Origin of the sequence: Mesorhizobium sp. M0768, from assembly GCF_040320195.1 — a bacterium.
Classification (GTDB): Bacteria; Pseudomonadota; Alphaproteobacteria; order Rhizobiales; family Rhizobiaceae; genus Mesorhizobium.
In genome coordinates this window covers 230398-245264 of the sequence record NZ_JAMYPD010000002.1, presented here as the reverse complement: position 1 = coordinate 245264, position 14867 = coordinate 230398, and the positions used below count along the sequence as shown (strand labels likewise).

Genomic DNA, 14867 nt, shown 5'->3' with positions numbered 1-14867 from the left:
CGTCAGCGGCCAATCTTCTCGGGCCGTTGGCGCACCATGCGCTGCGACTGGGCAAGTCCGATGAAGTCGCGCGCCGCCTGCGGCAGACCGGAGCCGCGCCGCCAGACCATGCCGACCTGGACGACCGGCAACGACCCCGAAATATCGCGCGATTCGATGCGGTCGCCTTCCAGCGACCATGGCCGGTAGACGAGGTCGGGCAGCAGCGCCACGCCGGCGCCGGTAGCGACGAGGCTGCGCACCGCTTCGACCGAGCGGGTGCGGAAGGCGACATGCGGCTTGGCGCCGATTGCCGTCAGCAGCTTTCCGGTATTCTCCTCGATCTCGTCGACGGTCAGCATGATCAGCGGTTCCGAGGCGATGTCGCCGATGCCGATGATGTCGGCACCGGCCAAGGGGTGGCCGAGCGGCAGCCACAGCCGGTAGGCCGAGACTTCGAGGATTTCGGACTGCAGTGCCGTGCGGTCGCGCAGGTTCGAGGTGACCATGACGGCAATGTCGAGCTTGCCGCCAATTAACAGGTGCTCGAGATAGTCGCCATTGTCCTCGATCGCCGAGACCTCGACACCCGGATAGGCGCGGCGGTAGCGGGCAAGAAGATCGGAAAGCACATAGCCGGCGACCAGCGAGGTGACGCCAAGTTGCAGCCGCCCGCTTGCCGCGGCCTGTTCGCCGAAGAAGGCGCGGCGCGCATCGGAAACGTCGGCCAGGATCTTTCTCGCATGGCGCAGGAACTGGTGGCCTTTGTGGGTGATGTTCAAGCCGCGCGGGTGGCGCTCGAACAGCTCGACGCCGAGATCGTGCTCCAGCTCCTTGATCGCCTCGGTGACCGACGATTGCGAGATCGACAGGTTCTGGGCGGCGCCCGACACCGTGCCCTGCTCGGCGACGGCGATGAAGAACTGCAATTGGCGGATGGTGAAAGCCATGGCCGGACTAAACACGGCAGACGCGGCGCTGGGAAGTGGGTGCTGGAGCAGATCTCCCGACAGAGCTCACGATAGAGCTCAGCCCTCGCTTCCGCCATCGGCAATGCTGAGCCGTGCGCCGGCCTGGGCGAGGGCGGCGCCGATGTCGTGCGGCGGCGGACGGTCGGTCGCGAGTTCGGAAAAGCCGCCGAAGCCGCAGACCTGAACAAGGCCCTGGCGGCCGAATTTGCTATGGTCGGTGACGACAAGCGAACGCTGGCCGCGCGACAGAACCATGCGGGCGAATTCGGCCTCTTCCAGATCATAGTCCATGACGCCGGTTATGGCATCGACCGCACCGGTCGATATCACTGCATGGCTGACGGAAAAGCGGCTGACGAATTCGATGGCCGAGACGCCGAAGGCAGCACCGGAATCGCTGCGCAGCTCGCCGCCGGCCATGTAGACCTTATTGCCGTTGACGGTGGCCAGTGTGCGGGCGATGTCGGAGGAGTTGGTGACGACCGTCAGCCGCCGGTGGCCGAGCAGTTCCCGGGCCAGGAAAGAGGTAGTGGTGCCGGTGTCGAGCATGATCGATTCGCCGTCGCGGATGGTGGCGGCGACCATGCGCGCTATTGCCCGCTTGGCATCGGCGTTCTCGCGCATGCGCCGCTCGAACGGCGCTTCGCCGGCAATCGACGGCAGGCCGACGGCGCCGTGCATCTTGAGGATGGAACCGTCGCTGGTCAGTGGCTTGACGTCGCGGCGTACTGTCTCCAGCGAGACGCCCAGCCGGTCGGCCAGGCTCGCAATGGTCACGGTGCCTTCCTCCTTGAGGAGGCGCAGGATTTCGCCATGCCGCTTCGAGTGGACCATCGGTTCCATCCGGTCGGATTGTTGCACCGCTGACCGCTTCTACGGCATAAATGCCACTAACTCCAAGGAATTTAGCAAAATTCGGGCAAAAAACCAGAAAATACCACAATTTCGCGTTGACAACGCCTCCAGCGTGGCGCGACATTATCGCTGTGACAGGCTCGGAACGGAGGACGACGGCTGAGCCGCACGAAAAATCGCTGCCCGAACGCCCGGGAGATCGTCGGGTGCAAGGGTACCGAAATTCAGGATCCGCGGGGGCGGATGCCGGCGTCGAAGAACCCGGCACAAAGGGGCTCGTCGGTGCGGTGCGGGATACCGATCCCGGGATCTGCACCGACGAGATCTTCGCGTTGCCTCCATTCCTCCGTCCGATTGTCATCGCTGGCCAGCCGTGACATGCGTGGAAAATTGACCCAATGTTGGACGACATCGTGACTGTCGAAGACCGCATCCGTGCGCTGCCTTGCTGGACCGGCAGCATCGACATCGCGCCGCTTCCGGGCGGGCTGAGCAATGCCAATTATCTGGTCAAGGACGCGGCCGGGCGGCACGTCGTGCGGCTCGGCCAGGACTATCCGTTCCACCATGTCTTTCGCGAGCGCGAGATGATGACGGCGCGGGCAGCGCACGCGGCAGGCTTCGCTCCGGCCGTCCACTACACTGGACCCGGCGTCATGGTGACGGAGTATCTCGGCGCCAAGGCCTATGTCGCGCAGGACGTGCGCGCCGATCTCGGCCGCGTTGCCGCGTTGCTGCGCGGTTTCCACCGGGAGATGCCCGGTCATGTCTCCGGCGCCGGCTTCATGTTCTGGGTATTCCATGTCATTCGCGACTATGCGCGCACGCTGGAGGAAGGCCGCAGCCGCAAGCTGGGCGAACTGCCGCGCCTGCTGACGCTGGCGGACGAGCTCGAGCGCGCGCAAAAGCTGCTGCCGATCGTCTTCGGCCATAATGACCTCTTGCCGGCTAACATAATCGACGACGGTCACAGGCTGTGGCTCATCGATTTCGAATATGCAGGCTTCAACACCGCGATGTTCGACCTTGCCGGCGCGGCGTCGAATGCAGGCATGAGCGACGAGGAGTCCTTCGCCTTCCTGACCGCCTATTTCATGAAGGAGCCGGACCCGGCGATACGGCGCTCGCACGCCGCCATGCAATGCGCGTCGCTGCTGCGTGAGGCGATGTGGGGCATGGTTTCCGAGCTTTACCTCGACGCGCCCGGTGTCGACTACGCCGCCTACGCCGACGAAAACCTGGCGCGGCTCGAAGCCGCCCTGGAAAACTACAGGACAAAATACGGGACGCGGACATGACCTTGCCCGCCCAGGCCGGGATCGTCGTCATCGGCGGTGGCATCATCGGCTGTTCGACGGCCTATCATCTGGCGCGCGACCACAAGGCCGAAATCGTACTGCTCGAACAGGGCAAACTGACCTCGGGTTCGACCTGGCATGCTGCCGGGCTGGTCGGCCAGCTGCGCTCGTCGGCGTCGATCACGCGCGTGCTCAAATATTCGGTCGATCTCTACAAGGGGCTGGAAGCCGAAACCGGCCTCGCCACCGGTTGGAAGATGACTGGCTGCCTGCGCCTCGCCACCAATGGCGACCGCTGGATCGAGTATAAGCGGCTGGCAACGACGGCTAAGAGCTTCGGCATGGACATGCATCTGCTGTCGCCGGCCGAGGTCAAGGAAATGTGGCCGCTGCTGGAAACCGGCGACCTCGTCGGCGCGTCCTGGCTGCCGACCGACGGTCAGGCAAGCCCTTCCGACATCACCCAGTCGCTGGCCAAGGGTGCGCGCATGCATGGCGCAAAATTGTTCGAGGAGGTGCGGGTCACCGGCTTCGAAATGAGAGACGGCCGCATCACCGCGGTAAAGACCAGCAAGGGCGATATCGCCTGCGACAAGGTGGTGAACTGCGCCGGGCAATGGGCGCGGCAGGTGGGTGCGCTCGCCGGGATAAACGTGCCGCTGCAGCCGGTGAAGCACCAGTACATCATCACCGAAAAGATCGATGGCCTGCCGACCGACGCGCCGACAATTCGCGACCCCGATCGCCGCACCTATTTCAAGGAGGAGGTCGGCGGGTTGGTGATGGGCGGCTACGAGCCGAACCCGCAGGCGTGGACGACCGGTCTACCGGGCGGCGATGTGCCGGACGGTTGGGAGTTCCGGCTGTTCGACGATGATTACGATCATTTCGAGCAGCATATGAGCCAGGCGATCGAGCGTGTCCCGGCGCTCGCCAATGCCGGCGTCAGGCAGATGATCAACGGGCCGGAGAGCTTTACGCCGGATGGCAATTTCATCCTCGGTGTGGCGCCGGAATGCGCCAATATGTTCGTCGGCGCCGGCTTCAATGCCTTTGGCATCGCGTCCGGCGGCGGCGCCGGCTGGGTGCTGGCGCAATGGGTCGTCGACGGCGAGGCGCCGCTCGATCTGTGGGTGGTCGACATCCGCCGCTTCTCCGATCTCCACCGCGACCGGCAATGGGTCCGCGACCGCACGCTGGAAGCCTATGGCAAGCACTACACGATCGGCTTCCCGCATGAGGAATATGTCAGCGGCCGGCCGCGCATCGTCTCGCCTTTGTACGAGCGGCTGCAAAAACATCGCGCCGTGTTCGGCTCGAAACTTGGCTGGGAGCGGCCGAACTGGTTCGCGCCGGAAGGCATCAAGCCGAAGGACGTCTATTCGATGGGCCGGCAGAACTGGTTCCCGGCGGTTGGCGACGAGCACCGCCACGTGCGCGAAAAGATCGGTATTTTCGACCAGTCGTCTTTCGCCAAATACGAAATGACCGGAGCCGACGCGCTGAAGGCGCTGGACTGGATCTGCGCCAACGACGTCGCCAAGCCGGTCGGCCGGCTGACCTACACGCAGCTTCTCAACACGCGCGGCGGCATCGAGGCCGATTTGACCGTGGCGAGGCTCGGTGAGGAAAAATTCTACATCGTCACCGGCACCGGTTTCCGCACGCATGATTTCTCCTGGATTGCCGATCATATCGGCAGGGAGTTCGACGTGACGCTGACCGACGTCACGGAGGATTTCGGCACATTGTCGCTGATGGGGCCGCGCGCCCGTGACGTGCTGTCAGCGGTGACCGATGCCGACGTCTCGAATGCCGCCTTTCCATTCGGCCATGTTCGCGAGATCGCCATTGCCGGTCACGCCGTCCGGGCACTGCGCGTCACCTATGTCGGCGAACTCGGCTGGGAACTGCATGCGCCGATCGCGGCGACGGGCGAGGTTTTCGACGTGCTGATGACGGCGGGCGCTGTCCACGACATTCGCCCGGTCGGCTATCGGGCGCTGGAATCGCTGCGGCTGGAAAAGGGCTACCGCGCCTGGGGCGCCGACATTACACCCAACGACACGCCGCAGGAGGCCGGCCTCGGCTGGGCGGTGAAGCTCAGGAAGAATACCGATTTCCTCGGCCGGCGGGCGCTTGAAAAGCTCGATGGCTCGACGCTCGGGAAACGCTTTGCCGGCTTCACTGTCGATGATCCGGACGTCGTGCTGCTCGGGCGCGAGACCATCCTGCGCAACGGCGAGGCGGTCGGTTATCTCACCAGCGGCGGCTATGGCTACACCATCGGCAAGAACATCGGCTACGGCTATGTGCGCAATGCCGATGGCGTCAACGATGATTTCCTCACTTCCGGCAACTACGAGCTGGTGGTGGCAATGGAACGGACGCCGGCTAAGATACACCTCGAGCCGCTTTACGATCCGGCAGGAGCAAAGGTGAAGGCGTAGAGCCTTCCGGTTTCAGCCTCAGTTCACGATGAGCACCAGCCCCCGGCTCGGCACGGTATCGGCCTCGCCTGGCATCGAAACATAGGGCGGCGTCTCTTCGGCGCGCGTGACGGTGCCTTGCGCCTCGAGCTCGGCGATCCGCGCGGCAAACCCGGCATCCCACAGCGTGTTCTTCACTGTCAGCACGATCACCCCGCCCGGCCGGCAGATGCGGATCAACTCGTCCAGACCCTCGGCCCCGACATGGCCGGACGTGAAGACGCCGGCTGAGATGATCCCGGCATAGGCGTCGTCCACGAAGGGCAGCGGTCCGCCAAGCGCCAGGCAGTGCAGCGCTGAATAGACGCCCTTGCGCGCGGCTTGCGCCAGCATGCCTTCCGAGATGTCGAGCGCCTCGACCTGCGGATAACCGGTAATGGCAAGCCATTCGCCGATGAGCCCGGTGCCGGCGCCGGCATCGAGCAGAGGAGCGGCGCCGCGCGCCAGATGGCGGGCCAGCAAGGCAAGGCAGATGGTGGGATGGCGATAGCCAGCCGCCGACATGTCGGCGTCATAGGTGCCTGCCCACCTGTCGTAAAGAGCCGCGACGTCTTCCGGCCGCTTCGCCGCATAGGCTGCGGCGAGCGCGCTCTGATGTTTGCTGTCCGTCATCGCTTTCCGTCGCCTGGTATCGATCCGCAACGCGATCATAGCCAAACGGCGAAAACTGTGGAACCGTCGTCGTCCCAATAATACGGGGAAAGGAGCGAAATCCATGGCGGACGACCGGGCGCGCGCCGCACTTGCGGCCATTCCGATGCTGGCCGGCTATGACGGCCCTCTGGAACGGCTCGGCGGTCTCACCAACCTCGTCTTCAGCGGTAAGGATTTCTGCCTGCGTATCCCCGGCAAGGGTACCGAGGAATACATCAACCGCGCCAACGAGGCAGTGGCGGCGCGGGAAGCGGCGAAGGCCGGCGTCAGTCCCCATGTGCTGCATGTCGATGCCGAGACCGGCGTGTTGGTGACCCGCTTCGTTGCCGGTGCCGAGACGATGTCACCGGGAAAGTTCAAGACTCGGCCGGGCAGCCCGGCACGCGCCGGCAAGGCCTTTCGCAAACTGCACACATCCGGCGCGGTGTTCCCCTCCCGCTTCGAGCTGTTTGCGATGATCGACGACTATTTGAAAGTGCTGTCAACCAAGGACGTCGCCCTGCCTGGCGGCTACCACGATGTGGTCCGCGAGGCGGAGGCAGTGCGCTCAGCACTTGCGGCTCAACCTCTGCCGATCGTCGCCTGCCACTGCGACCCGCTCTGCGAAAACTTTCTCGATACGGGCGACAGGATGTGGATCGTCGACTGGGAATATTCCGGCATGAACGATCCGCTCTGGGATCTCGGCGACCTCTCGGTCGAAGGGCAATTCGACGAGGCCCAGGACGAAGAAATGATGCGCGCCTATTTCGGCGGCGAGCCGAGACCGGCGGAGCGCGGCCGCATCGTCATCTACAAGGCGACGTGCGACCTGTTGTGGACGCTCTGGGGCTTGATCCAGCTTGCCAACAAAAATCCGGCCGACGACTTTCGCGCCTATGCCGACGGCCGGTTTGCGCGCTGCAAGGCACTGATGGAGATGCCGGAATTTTCGCGGCATCTCGCGGCAGCGCGCCGGGGTTAATTCACGCCCTTTGGCACGTTTTCGGGCGGTACCGTGTCGACCACCTTCTGGCGGTGGAAGATGAACAGGCCGGCCAGCACGACGATGGCCGAGCCGATCAGGATGCGCGGCCCAGGCACATCGCCGAAGAAGGCGAGGCCGAAGACCACTGCCCACAACAGCAGGCTGTAATGCAGCGGCGCCAAGGTCGAGGCCGGCGCCAGCTTCAACGCCCGGGTGATCATCAGATGCGCGCCGCAGGAGACGATGCCGAGAAGCAGCATGGCGCCGAAATCGAGCGAGGACGGCGTCTTCCAGCTACCGAGGGTCAACGCAGCGCCGACCAGCAGCGTGCCGATGGTTTGCCAGGTGACCAGCGAGGTGTCGCTGGTGCCGCGCAGCCGCCGATTGAGGATGATGGCGAAGGCAAAGGAAATGCTGCCGGCGAGCGCGAACATCGACGACAGCGAGAACGCGGCCGAGGACGGCTTCAGCATGATCAGCACGCCGCAGAAACCGACCAGGATAGCCGCCCAGCGGCGCCAGCCGACCCTTTCGCCGAGCAGGAAGTGCGACAGCGCCGCGACATAGATCGGCCCGGCCATGTAAAAGCTCATCACATCGGCGAGCGGCAGATAGACGACCGCCGCGTAGAACAGCGCCGTGTCGAGCGTCGTCATCACCACGCGCAGCAGCTGCAGCTCCGGCCGCTCCATGCGAAACAGCTTGGCCGGGCCCTGATGTGCAATCATCGGCCCGAGTATGAAAAAGGCGCCGATCGAGCGGATCAGCACGACCTGGCCGACGGAAAAACTGGCGACCAGCCACTTGCCCATCGCATCGTTCAACGCAAACAGGAAATCGCCGGCGAGCATCAGCAGGATGCCCGCCAGCAGCACGTTCATGATCGTTGAGTACTGGGCTGCGGGCCGCGCCATGCCGTTACCGGTTCCTCGCCGTGGGGTACGGTGACCCGCGTCGTAGTCGCAAGCTGCGGCCATGACGAGGCGAAAATCGAGAATTCGGTAAGACCAGCGCCGGAAATCGGCTGGACTAATGCATGTCGCGCAAAAGTGTGCAGCGGTTTTGCGATAACGACACGCTTAAAAACAAGACCTTAAAGCGCGTCGCGTGGGTCCGTTCAAACGCGACGCGCTTTAAGCGTGGCGCCGGTTCACCGTGCCCGGCCTTCCGGCGATCGAAAGCCGCGTGTCCTGCCGGCTGCGCTCGGCCACCACCTTGCCCCTGGCGATGACGCAGAGACGCTCTGGGCGCAGGCGCAGCGCCTCGACTGGGTTGCCGGCATCGAGAACGACCAGGCTGGCGCGCTTGCCGACCGCCAAGCCAAGGTGGTCGAGGCCCATGATGGCGGCATTGACGTTGGTGACCATGTCGAAGCAGCGCGCCATCTCGGCCGGGCTCGACATCTGCGCGACATGCAGGCCCATGAAGGCGACGTCGAGCATGTCTGCGGTGCCCAGCGAATACCAGGGGTCGAGCACGCAATCCTGGCCCCAGCCGACGCGGATGCCTTGCGCCAGCATCTCCTTGACCCGCGTCAGTCCGCGGCGCTTGGGAAAGGTGTCGTGGCGGCCCTGCAGCATGATGTTGATCAGCGGATTGGGGATCGCCGAAACGCCGGCCTCGGCAATCAGCGGCAATAGCTTCGAAACGTAGTAATTATCCATCGAATGCATCGATGTCAGGTGCGAGCCGGCCACTCTGCCCTGCAACCCGAGCCGCTGCGTCTCATAGGCAAGCTGCTCGATGTGGCGCGACAGCGGATCGTCGGTCTCGTCGCAATGCAAGTCGACCATCAGGCCGCGCTTCGCCGCGATTTCGCAGAGCTCGGTGACGGAGCGCGTGCCGTCGGCCATTGTGCGCTCGAAATGCGGAATGCCGCCGACGACATCGACGCCTATGTCGAGCGCCCGGATGGTGTTGTCGCGCGCCGTCGGCGAGCGGTAAAACCCGTCCTGCGGGAAGGCGACCAGCTGCAGGTCGATATAGGGGCCAACCGTCTTCTTCACGTCGAGCAGCGCCTCGACCGCCAGCAGGCGGTCGTCGCAAACATCGACATGGGTGCGGATGGCGAGCAGGCCCATCGACACCGCCCAGTCGCAATAGGCGAGCGCACGGTCGCGCACCGCTTCGTGGGTCAGAAGCGGCTTCAACTCGCCCCAAAGCGAGATGCCTTCGAGCAGCGTGCCCGAGACATTGATGCGCGGAATGCCGAGCGAAAGCGTGGCGTCCATATGGAAATGCGGATCGACGAAGGGCGGCGAGACCAGATTGCCATGGGCATCGATCGCCGTGCCGGCGCTGACGTTCAGCTCGGGCTCTATCGCTGCGATCGTTTCGCCGACGATGCCGATATCCGCGATCCTGCCGTCGGGCAGCGTCCCGCCGCGCACCACAAGGTCAAAATCCATCTAGCGCCACCTCGTTCAAAAAAGCCGTTTCTTTCCATGCAGCGTGCTGCCGCAAGGCGGAACCTTCAGGCGCGGCCCTTCCCTTCTTCCCTTGTGGAAGAAGGTGGCCGCGAAGCGGCCAGACGAGGGGTGTTCCAGCTTGGCGCCGGCGGCACTCCGTCCAGCACCCCTCAACCGTCTTGGCGCTGCGCGCCAATCCACCTTCTCCCACAAAGGGAGAAGGAAAAGCCTCTATTCCGGCACGTACCGCACCGCCCCCTTGGCGGCACTTGTCGCCATCGCCGCATAGGCGCGCAAGGCCGTCGTCACCTTGCGCTTGCGCTTTTCTTCGGGCTTCCAGGCAGCCGTTCCCCTGGCCTCCATCGCGGCGCGACGGGCGATGAGTTCGGCGTCGTCGACAGCAAGCCTGATGGTGCGGTTGGGGATATCGATCTCGATCGTGTCGCCTTCCCTGACCAGCCCGATCAGACCGCCTTCCGCGGCTTCCGGCGAGACATGGCCGATCGACAGGCCGGAGGTGCCGCCGGAAAAACGACCGTCGGTGATCAGTGCGCAGGCTTTGCCGAGGCCTTTCGACTTCAAATAGCTGGTCGGGTAGAGCATTTCCTGCATGCCGGGTCCGCCGCGTGGCCCTTCATAGCGAATGACGACGACATCGCCGGCCTTGATCTCGTTCGACAGGATCGCCTTGACGCTGGCGTCCTGACTTTCGAACACTCTTGCCGGACCGGTGAATTTCAGGATCGATTCATCGACGCCCGCCGTCTTCACGATGCAGCCATCGAGTGCCAGATTGCCTTTCAGCACGGCAAGGCCGCCATCCCTGGAGAAAGGATGTTCGGCCGAGCGGATGACGCCCTTCTCGCGGTCGAGATCGAGATCGTCCCAGCGGCGGTCCTGGCTGAACGCGACTTGCGTCGGCACGCCGCCGGGTGCCGCCAGGAAGAAATCGCGGACATTCTGGCTGGTGGTGCGCGAAATATCCCAATGATCGAGCGCTTCGCCGAGGCTTGCGGCGTGCACCGTCGGCAGGTCGCGGTTGATCAGCCCGGCGCTATCCAACTGGCCGAGGATGGCCATGATGCCGCCGGCGCGATGGACATCCTCCATGTGGACGTCAGCCTTGGCCGGAGCCACCTTGCACAGCACCGGCACCCGCCGCGACAGCCGGTCGATGTCCTCCATGGTGAAGTCGACCTCGCCCTCATGTGCTGCGGCGAGGATGTGCAGGACCGTGTTAGTCGAGCCGCCCATGGCGATGTCGAGCGTCATGGCGTTCTCGAAGGCGCCCTTCGAGGCGATGCTGCGCGGCAGCGCGGTGTCATCGTCCTGCTCGTAATAGCGCTGGGCGAGATCGACGATCAGATGACCGGCCTCGACAAACAGCCGCTTGCGGTCGGCATGCGTGGCCAACGTCGAGCCGTTGCCGGGCAGCGAGAGGCCGAGCGCCTCGGTCAGGCAGTTCATCGAATTGGCGGTGAACATGCCGGAGCAGGAGCCACAGGTCGGACAGGCCGAGCGCTCGATGATCCTGACGTCCTCGTCGGACACCTTGTCGTCGGCGGCTGCGACCATAGCGTCGACCAGGTCAAGCGCCTGGGTCTTGCCGGCGAGCACCACCTTGCCGGCCTCCATCGGCCCGCCGGAGACGAAGACGGTCGGGATGTTGAGGCGCAGCGACGCCATCAGCATGCCGGGCGTGATCTTGTCGCAATTCGAGATGCAGACCATCGCGTCGGCGCAGTGCGCGTTGACCATGTATTCGACCGAGTCGGCGATCAATTCGCGCGACGGCAGCGAATAGAGCATGCCGTCATGGCCCATGGCGATGCCGTCATCGACGGCAATGGTGTTGAACTCCTTGGCAACGCCGCCGGCTTTTTCGATCTCGCGGGCAACCAGCTGGCCGAGATCCTTCAAATGGACATGGCCCGGCACGAATTGGGTGAAGGAATTGACCACGGCAATGATCGGCTTGCCGAAATCCGAATCCTTCATGCCGGTAGCGCGCCACAGGCCGCGGGCGCCGGCCATGTTGCGGCCATGGGTGGTGGTGCGGGAACGGTAGGCGGGCATTGAACTGTCCTTGCTGTCTGCGTCGCGCCCAAAGGTGCGGAAAACCGGAATTGAGCCGCAGGCCTTATAGACGGCACACTCTGGTCTGGCCACAATTTTGCGCTGCGCCAGGGTGCGGAACGAGCGGCCAGCCAAAGACGCAGCCGGTCCAGGCCGTAAAAAAGTCAGAAGCGCTGTCGGATCGTGGTTTGCTCGAGCGTCCTTGAGCAGACGGCGGACCGGGCATCAATTGCCAGCCGGCCGTTTGCGAGCGAAACAAGCCAAAACCAGCCCGAGGAGCAAGCGAATGCAAAAGATCACCCCCTGCCTGTGGTTCGACGACCAGGCCGAGGAGGCCATGAACCATTACATCTCCATCTTCAAGAATTCGAAGGTGCTGAGCGTGATGCGCTGGCCCAAGGGCAGCGGCGATAATGAGGGCAAGGTGCTGATGGTCTCATTCGAGCTCGACGGCGTTCAGTTCCAGGCGCTCAACGGCGGCCCGCAATTCAAGTTCACCCAGGCAGTCTCGCTCTCCATCGACTGCAAGACGCAGGAAGAGGTCGACTATTTCTGGGACAGGCTCATCGCGGGCGGTGGCCAGCCCAGCCAGTGCAGCTGGCTGAAGGACAGATTCGGCCTCTCCTGGCAGGTCGTTCCCGAACAGCTGCCCAGGCTGCTGCTGGACCCCGACACGGAAAAGGCTGGCCGCGTGATGCAGGCGATGATGCAGATGAGCAAGATCGACATCGCCAAGATCGAAGAGGCAGCCAAGGGGTGAATGGAACGCGATCTTGCCTTCTCCCCCTGTGGGAGAAGGTGGATCGGCGCGAAGCGCCGAGACGGTTGAGGGGTGTGGGACGGAATGAGACGTTGGTGTTTTCTGGAACACCCCTCATCCGTCGCCTTCGGCGACACCTTCTCCCACAAGGGGAGAAGGGAAAACCAACAGCTCAAGCCGCCCTGTCGCGGACCTGATAATCCTTGACCGCGGTGAAGCGGATCGCCTTCCAGCGCTCGGCCTCGTAGTTGAGCGAGAAGGCGTGCTGGGCGAGGAACACCGGATCGTTGTCGAGATCGCGGGCGATGTCGCCGCGATGCGCCTCGATGAAGCGCTGGAGCTCGGCCCTGTCGTCGGCCGATATCCAGCGGCAGACGGAAAAGCGCGACATCTCGAAATCAACCGGCAGGGTGTATTCGAAGTTCAGCCGCTCTTTCAGGACATCGAGCTGCAGGGCGCCGACGACACCGACGATGGCCGGCGAGCCGTCCTCCGGCGAGAACAATTGCACGACGCCTTCCTCGGCCATCTGGTGCAGTGCTTCCTTGAGCTTCTTGGCTTTCATGGCATCGCCGAGGCGAACGCGGCGCAGGATTTCAGGCGCAAAATTCGGCACGCCGCGAAACAGGATCTCCTCGCCTTCGGTCAGCGTGTCGCCGATGCGCAGCGTGCCGTGGTTGGGGATGCCGACGACATCGCCGGCGAACGCCTCGTCGGCCGTGACGCGGGTGCGGGCGAAGAAGAATTGCGGTGCCGACAGGCTCATCGGTTTTCCCGTGCGCACCAGCTTGGCCTTCATGCCGCGCTCGAGCTTGCCGGAGCAGACGCGGACGAAAGCGATGCGGTCGCGGTGATTGGGGTCCATATTGGCCTGGATCTTGAAGACGAAGGAGGTCATCTTGTCCTCTGTCGCCTCGACCTTGCGGCTGTCGGCCTCCTGCGCGCGCGGCGGCGGCCCATAGGCGCCGAGTGCCTCGATCAGGTCGCGCACGCCGTAATTGCGCAGCGCCGAGCCGAAATAGACCGGGGTCAGATGGCCCTCGCGGAAGGCATCGAGGTCGAGCGGGCGACAGGCCGCGCGCGCCAGCTCCAGCTCCTCGATGAAGGCCTCGCGCTCGTTCTCCGGCAACAGGCCGGCGACGCGGTTGGAATCGGGTCCATTGACCGGCGTGCGCTCCTTTTCGGCGTCGCCCTTGCGCACCGCGTTCAGCGCCAGATGGTAGGTCCCGGAAAAGGTCTTGCCGCGGCCGATCGGCCAGGTGATCGGCGCTGTATCCAGTGCCAGCTTCTGCTCGATCTCGTCGAGGATGTCGAATGGGTCTCGGCTTTCGCGGTCCATTTTGTTGACGAAGGTGATGATCGGGATATCGCGCAGCCGGCAGACCTCGAACAGTTTCAGCGTGCGCGGCTCGATGCCCTTGGCGGCGTCGATCACCATGACCGCGCTGTCGACCGCCGACAGCGTGCGATAGGTGTCGTCGGCGAAATCCTCGTGGCCGGGCGTGTCGAGCAGGTTGAAGACGGTGTCCTCGTATTCGAAGGTCATCACCGAGGTGACCACCGAAATGCCGCGCTCGCGTTCGATCTTCATCCAGTCCGAGCGGGTCTGGATGCGGTCCTTCTTGGCCTTGACCTCGCCGGCAAGCTGGATGGCGCCGCCGAACAAAAGCAGTTTTTCGGTGAGCGTCGTCTTGCCGGCGTCGGGGTGGGCAATGATCGCGAAAGTGCGGCGGCGCGATACCGCTTGTTCGATGTCTTCAGCCAATTTCATGGAATCCTGTCTGTGGCGCGGGCTTCTAGCAGCGCTTTTCCGGCCTGTCGAACGGAAACACCCTTCGCACTCAATGCCAGATGATGCGAATATCACTGCGGGCCGCGAGTTCAGTCACGGATCACAGCCGCTTCAGTGACCGAACCGGCATCATCCGTGCGGATGGCGAGCCATTCATAGTCGATCGAAAGCAATCCCCTTTCCGGGCCAAGGACATAGACCAGGCTCCAATCGGAGAACTTGTCGGTCTCAGGCGGCGCGCCGAGCGCCGCAAGGACTTCTGCCCGCGATTTCCCAACCAACCACCCAGTCAGCACCAGGCTGTCAGCGATGCGATGGCGTTTATGCAAAGGATCCAGCCAGTTGTCGTCCTGCCACCAAGATCGAACGAACGGCAGCGGGCCAAAGAAGACGGCATAGACAATGGCGGCTCCGGCTGCAGCAAAAACCAACCCTTTTATCCAGCGGCGCAAATGACCCTCATGTGATTGAGCTGAACGTTTCCAGTGAGGCGATCGTCATCGACCCGCTTCGAGAGCGGTCCCGGCAACGCCCTTGGTAAGTCTGTAGCATGGTGGCAATGAGGGCGAGAAGTCCTGGGCGTTTGAAGGTACACGGCCGTGAGCAAGAACATCATCG

At 63.8% G+C, this 14867-nt stretch carries 12 protein-coding genes; 4 read left to right on the top strand and 8 right to left on the bottom strand.

The features are described from left to right. Positions 1-2: 2 nt before the first annotated feature. Together NKI08_RS03500 and NKI08_RS03495 are read right to left on the bottom strand one after the other, a co-directional pair. The gene (locus NKI08_RS03500; protein WP_023676350.1) at positions 3-929 is read right to left on the bottom strand and encodes a LysR family transcriptional regulator; all 927 of its coding nucleotides are present in this window, start codon (positions 927-929) and stop codon (positions 3-5) included. A gap of 78 nt (positions 930-1007) precedes the next feature. Beyond that, the gene (locus tag NKI08_RS03495) at positions 1008-1784 is read right to left on the bottom strand and encodes a DeoR/GlpR family DNA-binding transcription regulator (RefSeq protein WP_352767217.1); all 777 of its coding nucleotides are present in this window, start codon (positions 1782-1784) and stop codon (positions 1008-1010) included. A 434-nt stretch (positions 1785-2218) separates the two neighbouring features. Between NKI08_RS03495 and NKI08_RS03490 the strand changes: the two genes are divergently transcribed. Beyond that, a complete protein-coding gene (locus NKI08_RS03490; protein WP_023676353.1) occupies positions 2219-3103 on the top strand; it encodes a phosphotransferase family protein in 885 nt (294 codons plus the stop codon). Next, positions 3100-5553, top strand: coding sequence for a GcvT family protein (locus tag NKI08_RS03485; RefSeq protein WP_352767215.1), 2454 nt, complete (start codon positions 3100-3102; stop codon positions 5551-5553). Before NKI08_RS03490 ends, NKI08_RS03485 begins: the two co-directional genes overlap by 4 nt. Before the next feature lie 18 nt (positions 5554-5571). Here NKI08_RS03485 and NKI08_RS03480 read toward each other — a convergent pair whose 3' ends face one another. Further along, positions 5572-6204, bottom strand: a complete 633-nt coding sequence (locus NKI08_RS03480; protein WP_352540424.1) for a class I SAM-dependent DNA methyltransferase — start codon at positions 6202-6204, stop codon at positions 5572-5574. Positions 6205-6307: 103 nt separating this feature from the next. On the opposite strand from NKI08_RS03480, the gene NKI08_RS03475 reads away from it, so the two are divergent. Beyond that, positions 6308-7210, top strand: a complete 903-nt coding sequence (locus tag NKI08_RS03475; protein WP_352767213.1) for a phosphotransferase — start codon at positions 6308-6310, stop codon at positions 7208-7210. On the opposite strand, the gene NKI08_RS03470 is transcribed toward NKI08_RS03475, so the two are convergent. From NKI08_RS03470 to ilvD, 3 genes are all read right to left on the bottom strand, one after another. Next, the gene (locus NKI08_RS03470; protein WP_352614566.1) at positions 7207-8127 is read right to left on the bottom strand and encodes a DMT family transporter; all 921 of its coding nucleotides are present in this window, start codon (positions 8125-8127) and stop codon (positions 7207-7209) included. The genes NKI08_RS03475 and NKI08_RS03470 overlap by 4 nt on opposite strands. Positions 8128-8346: 219 nt before the next feature. Beyond that, positions 8347-9621 (bottom strand): amidohydrolase family protein, encoded by a 1275-nt coding sequence (locus tag NKI08_RS03465; protein WP_352469954.1) that lies wholly within the window; start codon positions 9619-9621, stop codon positions 8347-8349. Between the two features lie 231 nt (positions 9622-9852). Then, entirely contained in the window at positions 9853-11697 is a 1845-nt protein-coding gene (gene ilvD / locus NKI08_RS03460; protein WP_352767211.1) for a dihydroxy-acid dehydratase, read from the bottom strand. A gap of 286 nt (positions 11698-11983) precedes the next feature. On the opposite strand from ilvD, the gene NKI08_RS03455 reads away from it, so the two are divergent. Continuing rightward, positions 11984-12457 carry a VOC family protein gene (locus NKI08_RS03455; protein WP_352743080.1) on the top strand — a complete coding sequence of 158 codons (474 nt, stop codon included), beginning with the start codon at positions 11984-11986 and terminating at the stop codon, positions 12455-12457. 172 nt (positions 12458-12629) lie between these two features. On the opposite strand, the gene NKI08_RS03450 is transcribed toward NKI08_RS03455, so the two are convergent. Then, positions 12630-14228: a peptide chain release factor 3 gene (locus NKI08_RS03450; protein WP_502893745.1), complete on the bottom strand. Its 1599-nt coding sequence runs from the start codon at positions 14226-14228 to the stop codon at positions 12630-12632. A gap of 110 nt (positions 14229-14338) precedes the next feature. Then, positions 14339-14701 carry a hypothetical protein gene (locus tag NKI08_RS03445; protein WP_352767209.1) on the bottom strand — a complete coding sequence of 121 codons (363 nt, stop codon included), beginning with the start codon at positions 14699-14701 and terminating at the stop codon, positions 14339-14341. Positions 14702-14867 lie beyond the last annotated feature (166 nt).

Excerpts from the sequence above, each read along its gene's own strand:
- NKI08_RS03500 (WP_023676350.1), bottom strand. The coding sequence starts at position 929 with ATGGCTTTCACCATCCGCCAATTGCAGTTCTTCATCGCCGTCGCCGAG.
- NKI08_RS03495 (WP_352767217.1), bottom strand. The coding sequence starts at position 1,784 with ATGGTCCACTCGAAGCGGCATGGCGAAATCCTGCGCCTCCTCAAGGAG.
- NKI08_RS03485 (WP_352767215.1), top strand. The coding sequence starts at position 3,100 with ATGACCTTGCCCGCCCAGGCCGGGATCGTCGTCATCGGCGGTGGCATC.
- NKI08_RS03480 (WP_352540424.1), bottom strand. The coding sequence starts at position 6,204 with ATGACGGACAGCAAACATCAGAGCGCGCTCGCCGCAGCCTATGCGGCG.
- NKI08_RS03475 (WP_352767213.1), top strand. The coding sequence starts at position 6,308 with ATGGCGGACGACCGGGCGCGCGCCGCACTTGCGGCCATTCCGATGCTG.
- NKI08_RS03470 (WP_352614566.1), bottom strand. The coding sequence starts at position 8,127 with ATGGCGCGGCCCGCAGCCCAGTACTCAACGATCATGAACGTGCTGCTG.
- NKI08_RS03465 (WP_352469954.1), bottom strand. The coding sequence starts at position 9,621 with ATGGATTTTGACCTTGTGGTGCGCGGCGGGACGCTGCCCGACGGCAGG.
- ilvD (WP_352767211.1), bottom strand. The coding sequence starts at position 11,697 with ATGCCCGCCTACCGTTCCCGCACCACCACCCATGGCCGCAACATGGCC.
- NKI08_RS03455 (WP_352743080.1), top strand. The coding sequence starts at position 11,984 with ATGCAAAAGATCACCCCCTGCCTGTGGTTCGACGACCAGGCCGAGGAG.
- NKI08_RS03450 (WP_502893745.1), bottom strand. The coding sequence starts at position 14,228 with ATGAAATTGGCTGAAGACATCGAACAAGCGGTATCGCGCCGCCGCACT.